The 5,535-nt window shown below is 77.6% G+C and carries 3 protein-coding genes; all 3 read right to left on the bottom strand.

What is annotated here, in order from left to right:
* Window positions 1-48 precede the first annotated feature (48 nt).
* Window positions 49-1,461, bottom strand: coding sequence for a lyase family protein (locus ABZ953_RS38985; protein WP_361734237.1), 1,413 nt, complete (start codon window positions 1,459-1,461; stop codon window positions 49-51).
* On the bottom strand, window positions 1,451-3,508 hold the full coding sequence (locus ABZ953_RS38980; RefSeq protein ID WP_361734235.1) for an FAD/NAD(P)-binding protein: 2,058 nt from the start codon (window positions 3,506-3,508) through the stop codon (window positions 1,451-1,453). Before ABZ953_RS38980 ends, ABZ953_RS38985 begins: the two co-directional genes overlap by 11 nt.
* Before the next feature lie 586 nt (window positions 3,509-4,094).
* Entirely contained in the window at window positions 4,095-5,141 is a 1,047-nt protein-coding gene (gene mvk / locus ABZ953_RS38975; protein WP_361734233.1) for a mevalonate kinase, read from the bottom strand.
* Window positions 5,142-5,535: the final 394 nt, after the last annotated feature.

Genomic DNA, 5,535 nt, shown 5'->3' with positions numbered 1-5,535 from the left:
GCGCCGGGCGGCGTGCGGGGGCGGCGGGGGCCCCCGGGGGCGCAGGCGCTAGGGGGCGGGCGGGGCGGCCGGGGTGCGGGCCAGGGCCCGCTCGGTCAGGGCGGCGGCGGCCCCGGTGTAGGCCTGGGGGGCGAACAGGTCGCGGTGGCGCTCCTGGGCCAGCAGGGCCGCCGCCCGCTCGTCGGCGCGCAGCACGTCGGCCAGCGGCGCGCCGGTGGCCGCGGCCTCGGCGCAGGCCGCGTTCACCAGGTCCCGGGCCGGGGCCTTGCCCAGCAGCGGGGCCAGGACGGCGGCGATCCTTTCGGAGACGATCTGCCCGCCGCTCAGGGCGGCGTTGGCGCGCATGCGCGCGGGGTCCACCCGCAGGTGGCCCAGCAGCTCCGCCGCCTGGTGCGCCGCTCCCCCGGCCAGCCGCAGCAGGGCGCGCAGCGGCTCCCATTCGGCGTGCCAGGCGCCGGCGGAGCGCTCGTCCTCGCTGAGCATGCAGCCCAGCACGCCGGCCGCGAGCGGGGGGGCCTGCAGGGCGGCGGAGCGGATGGCGGCGGCCAGGACGGGGTTGCGTTTGTGGGGCATCGCCGAGGACGCGCCGCGCCCGGCCGGGGCCGGCTCGTGGACCTCGCCGACCTCGGTGCGGGTCAGCGACAGCACATCGACGGCGATCTTGCCCAGGGCGGTGCAGGTGAACGCGGCGGCGTGGGCCAGGTCGGCCACCGGGGTGCGCAGCACGTGCCAGGGCAGCAGCGGGGCCACCAGGCCCAGTTCGGCGGCGAAGGCGGCGGTCAGGTCGTGGACGTAGGCGGCGGGCTCGGCGCCCGGGGCGTGCTGGAGGTAGCCGGCCAGGGTCCCGGCGGCCCCGCCGAGCTGGACGGGGCCCGCGGCGGCGAGCGCGGCCAGTTTCTGGTCGGCGTCCAGGAGCAGGTGGCGCCAGCCGGCCGCCTTGCAGCCGAAGGTGGTGGGCACCGCGTGCAGGGCCAGGGTGCGGCCCGCCATGAGGGTGTCGCGGTGGGTGCGGGCCAGGCGGGCCAGGTCCTGTTCGGCGCGGGCCAGGTCGGCGCGGATCAGGCGCAGCGCCCGGTGGGCCACCAGGACGGCGGCGGTGTCGAGGATGTCCTGGCTGGTGGAGCCGCGGTGCACGTAGGCGGCCGCGGCGGGGTCCTGGGCGGCCACCAGGGCGGTGAACTCCGTCACCAGGGCCACCACCGGGTTGGCGGACTGGCGGGAGCGGGCGGCCAGCGCCGGCAGGTCCAGGCGTTCGGCGCGGGCGGCGTCGGTGATGGCCCGGGCGGCGGCCGCGGGCACCGTGCCCAGGCGGGCCTGGGCCCGGCTCAGGGCCGCCTCGGCGTCCAGCATGGCCTGCAGCCAGGCGCTGTCGGAGACCGCGGCGGCCACCGGGGTGCCCGCCCAGACCGGGGCGAGCAGCCCGGACTCGGGCGGCGCGCCGGGCGTGAGGTCAGCGGGCATGCGGGGCTCCTTGTCCGGGGTGCACTCCCTGTACGGGGGCGGCGGTTGCGGTTGCGGGCACGGGCTCGGGCTGGGGCACGGCGCCCGGGCCCGGGCCGGGGCCGGGGCCGGGGCCGGGGCCGGGGCCGGGGCCGGGGCCGGGGCCGGGGCCGGGGCCGGTGGGGGCCAGGGCGGCGCGGGCGATGGCGTCGGCGTCGGTGAGGGTCACCGAGCCCACGCCGGGCCGGATGCCGGCGGCCGTCACCCAGTGCACCGCCTCGGTGGGCACGCCGAAGGCGAAGCGGCGCGGGTGGGCCCGGCCGGCCGCGTCGAGCAGGCGGAAGGGGCGGGCGGTGACGGCCAGTCCGTCGCTCTCGAAGGGGTCCTGGGCGCGGGCGGGGATGCGGTGGGCGGCGGCCTGGCCGCTGTCCAGCAGGTGGCGCAGGAGCGCGTCACCGGTGCGGCGCAGGGTGATCGCGGGCAGCCGTGCCTCGATGAGGGCGTCCACCCGCAGGGCCGAGCCGGGCACCAGCGGGGAGCCGGCGGTGTAGCCGCCGGCTGCGGCCCGCACCTGCAGGCCGGGGCCCAGGACGTGCAGGACGCCGGCCTCGATCAGCGCGATCATCTCCTCGACGCGGCGGGCCGGCGGGCCGATCGAGAGGTGGGCGTTGAGCGGGGTGTACCAGCCGTCCAGGTCCCTGCGGTGGGAGTCGCCGTGCAGGCCGTTGTGGTCGACGGCCAGGCGGATCTCGTTGCGCAGGTCGCGCAGGACGTCCAGGGCCGCCTTGAGCGGGCCGCTGACGTTGCCGGCGCGGGCCTCGGCGACGTCCTGGCGCAGGTGGTCCAGGAGCCAGCCGGTGAAGTCGTGCGGGCCGGTGAACTCCCGGTCGCGGTAGGGCCGGGCGAGCAGTTCCCAGTCCCAGCGGTCCTTGTCGCCGATGCCGTACGCCTCCAGGACGGCGTCCTGCTGCTCGGGGGCGGCCGTCAGGTAGCGGGCCTGCAGCCGGCGGGCGGGGCGGTCCTTGCCGCGCGCGCGCAGCAGGGCGGCGTAGTAGACGCTCTCCACTTCGCGGGAGATCAGCGGCCACAGGTCGGCGTGGAAGTCCAGGCCGGCGGGGTGGGCGCGGCGCAGCGCGCGGATGCGCCGCTCGGTGAGCAGCTGGGGTTCGTGGCGGCCGTGCGGGCCCTTCTCGTTCTCGCCCCGGGCCTGGTAGGGGATGCCGCGCCGGGAGCCGGCGTAGAGGCGGGGCTCTTGGCCCGAGGCGTGGTAGACCAGGCGGCCGCCGGTGCGGGTGAACCGGCCGCCGCGGCCGGCGGTGAGCTGGGCCAGGTAGTCGAAGAAGTTCAGGCCCAGGCCGCGCAGCAGTACCGCGTCGGCCGGGGCCAGGGTGTCCAGGTCGGTGTCGGCGGGGTTGGCCGGCGGGATGTGGCGCAGCCCGTGCCGGCGGGCGCGGGCGGCGAAGGCCTGCTCGGCGGCGTCCGGGCGGGCCGGCAGGTGGCCCTGGCACAGGATGACCGCGTCCAGGGCGCTCAGCACGGTGTCGTCGCTGAGCCGCACCCGCTGGCGCGGGCTCCCGCCGTCGGGGGCGGGCTCGTCGTCCAGGCTCAGGGCCCGGCAGCGGTGGGCGGTGATGGTCACGGTGGCGGGCGCGCCGGCGACGACGCGCCCGTAGGCCCAGCGCAGGTAGTGGCCGTAGAAGGCGCGGGTGGGGTAGGTGTCGGGGCCCAGCGCGCGGGCCTGGGCCAGCACGGGGGCCGGGTAGGGGGCGTCGGCGGGCAGCGCGGCGGCCCATTCGTAGAGGCTGGGGCCCTCTTCCAGGGGGCCGTGCAGGGTGACGGTCGAGTCGGTGAACACCGAGATCTGGCAGGCCACGGTGTTCATGAGCAGGTGCGGGGACTGATCGGTGCGCCAGATTTGGCCGGGCCCGGGCGGGCAGGGGTCGACGACGTGGATGTGGACGGTGTGGTCCTTGGGGCGTGAGCGGGCGTGGGCGCACAGCCGCTCGAGCACGGACAGGCCGCGGGGTCCCGCACCGACCAGGCATATCGTGCTGTGGGTCGCTGTCATGTCTACCGTTTCTGCAGGGTCACGCGAGGGGGCGGACCGCACGCCGGGCGGAACCCGTCCCGCACAGGGGGGCGGGCCGCTGGCGTGGGGCCGGGGAGCACCGCCTGGAAGCGACAGGTCGGCGATGCTCCGGCGCACCCGCCCCGCCGGCCCGGGAGTTCTTCTCGACCGGGCGAGCGGTCCGCGCCCCTGCCGCGCCGGGAGGGGCGCGGCAGCAGCGGCGGCACGGCGGCGTGCGCGGCGGGGAGCATGCGGACGCCGGGGAGCGCGGGTGACGCGGCCGGGGGGCCGCGCCGCGTGGTGTCTTCCCGGGTCCGTCCCGCGCCGTGGCGTCAGCCGCTGTCGCGGGGCGGGCGGTAGCCGTTCACCATGGCGCCGGGGCGAGCCCCGCGGCCGTGCCGCCTCCGTGCCCCGTGTCCCGTCCGGCCGGCATCCGGGCGGTGCCCGCGCCGGGATCTGCGCTACCGCTCATGTGCCTGCTCCTTCCTGATCCGCTCCGGGCGGGAGATGCGTGAAAAATGCAGAAGAGTACGAGGCGTACGTGGCGTACGTGGGTGTGCGGGAGGGGGGGTGCGGGTGGGTGGTTTCAGGGGGCGGGGTGGCCGGTGTGTGTCTTCAGGGGCAGGACCCAGGTCTGGACGGCGCCGGCCTCGTGCAGGCGGCGGGTGACCGCGCTCGCGCCGGCCGGGGAGGTCAGCGCGAGCATGCAGCCGCCCAGGCCGCCGCCGGTGATCTTGGCTCCGGGGCTGCCCGCGTCCAGGGCGGCCCGCACCATCGCATCGATGCGGGCGGTGCTCAGGCCGGCGGTGCGCAGCAGGTGGTGGTAGTCGCTCAGGTGGGGGCCGAGGTCGTGCGAGGTGCCCTGGGCCAGGGCGTGGCGGGCCCGGGCGGTCAGGCGGGTGGCCTCGCGCACGAAGCGGTCCCGGCGGCCGGGGTGCTGGTCGAATCCCTCGCGCAGCAGGGCGACGGCGTCCTTGGTGCGGCCCGTCTCGCCGCTGTCGGCGATGATGAACAACTGCTCGCAGCCGACGGGCAGTTCGTGGGCGCGGCCCTGCTGGAAGAGGAGGGGGCCCGGCGCGCCGACCGCGGTGGCATCCACGCCGCTGGCCCGGCCGTGGGCCACGTTCTCGGCGCTCTGCACCAGGTCGAACACCGCCTGGGGGGTGAGCGGGCGGCCGAAGAGGTCGGCCAGGGCCAGGACCACGGCGCGGGCGCAGGCGGCGCTGGAGCCCAGGCCGCGGCCGGGCGGGACGGCGCAGTCCAGGATCACCTCCAGGTGCACGTCGTCGGCCACGCCCATGGCCGCGCGGAAGGCGGCGGTCAGCTGCCGCAGCCCCTGGGAGGCCTGGGTGGCCACCGGGCGGGAGGGGGAGCCGGTCATCGTCAGGGTGACGTCGCCGGCGCCGGCCGCGGCGGGCGCGGACCAGCCGGCGCTCGCGGTGACCGCCAGCTGGGGCACCGGCAGGGCGAGGGCGGGCGCGCCGTAGACCACCGCGTGCTCGCCCAGCAGGATCGTCTTGGCGTGGGCGCGGCCGACCCCGACCGTGCGGGCCCGGCGGGCCGGCGGCGCCCCCTGCACCCACGCCGCGGCGGGCGGGGCGGGCGTGCTCAGCTCCCCTGTTCTTTTCTGCATGGAGATCGCATCATCCAGACGTCGAGGAAGGGTCCAGGAAGAAATGACCGAAGAAATGAGGCGGGCCTCGTCCCTTCCCTCCGGGCGCGGCGCGAACGCGCCGGGCGGCAGCGGGAGAAGGGCGGGCGGGGCATCCGATTCCCGGCGGCGGCAGGGTATTTGGGCAGGGTGGATGCCCTGAAATAGTGACACGTCGGACGACTGCCCGCCTAGAGCACCCCGAAGTGGTGTGGGTCACTCCCCCGCGTGTATACGGAATACGGCGCAAGTGCGGGCGGGGCCGGGCGCCTTCACGGCAGGGCGCCGAGACCCGAGCCCCGCGCGCGCGTAGGCGAACACGGACCCCGCCTGGGGGACCACCCGCACCATCTGCGCGTAACTGAACGCGGTGAAC

The sequence above is a fragment of the Streptomyces sp. NPDC046465 genome (assembly GCF_040646035.1).
GTDB lineage: Bacteria > Actinomycetota > Actinomycetes > Streptomycetales > Streptomycetaceae > Streptomyces.
The sequence above is the reverse complement of the archived record's forward strand: the minus strand, read 5'-3'. Positions and strand labels throughout refer to the sequence as shown.

Excerpts from the sequence above, each read along its gene's own strand:
- ABZ953_RS38985 (WP_361734237.1), bottom strand. The coding sequence starts at position 1,461 with ATGCCCGCTGACCTCACGCCCGGCGCGCCGCCCGAGTCCGGGCTGCTC.
- ABZ953_RS38980 (WP_361734235.1), bottom strand. The coding sequence starts at position 3,508 with ATGACAGCGACCCACAGCACGATATGCCTGGTCGGTGCGGGACCCCGC.
- mvk (WP_361734233.1), bottom strand. The coding sequence starts at position 5,141 with ATGCAGAAAAGAACAGGGGAGCTGAGCACGCCCGCCCCGCCCGCCGCG.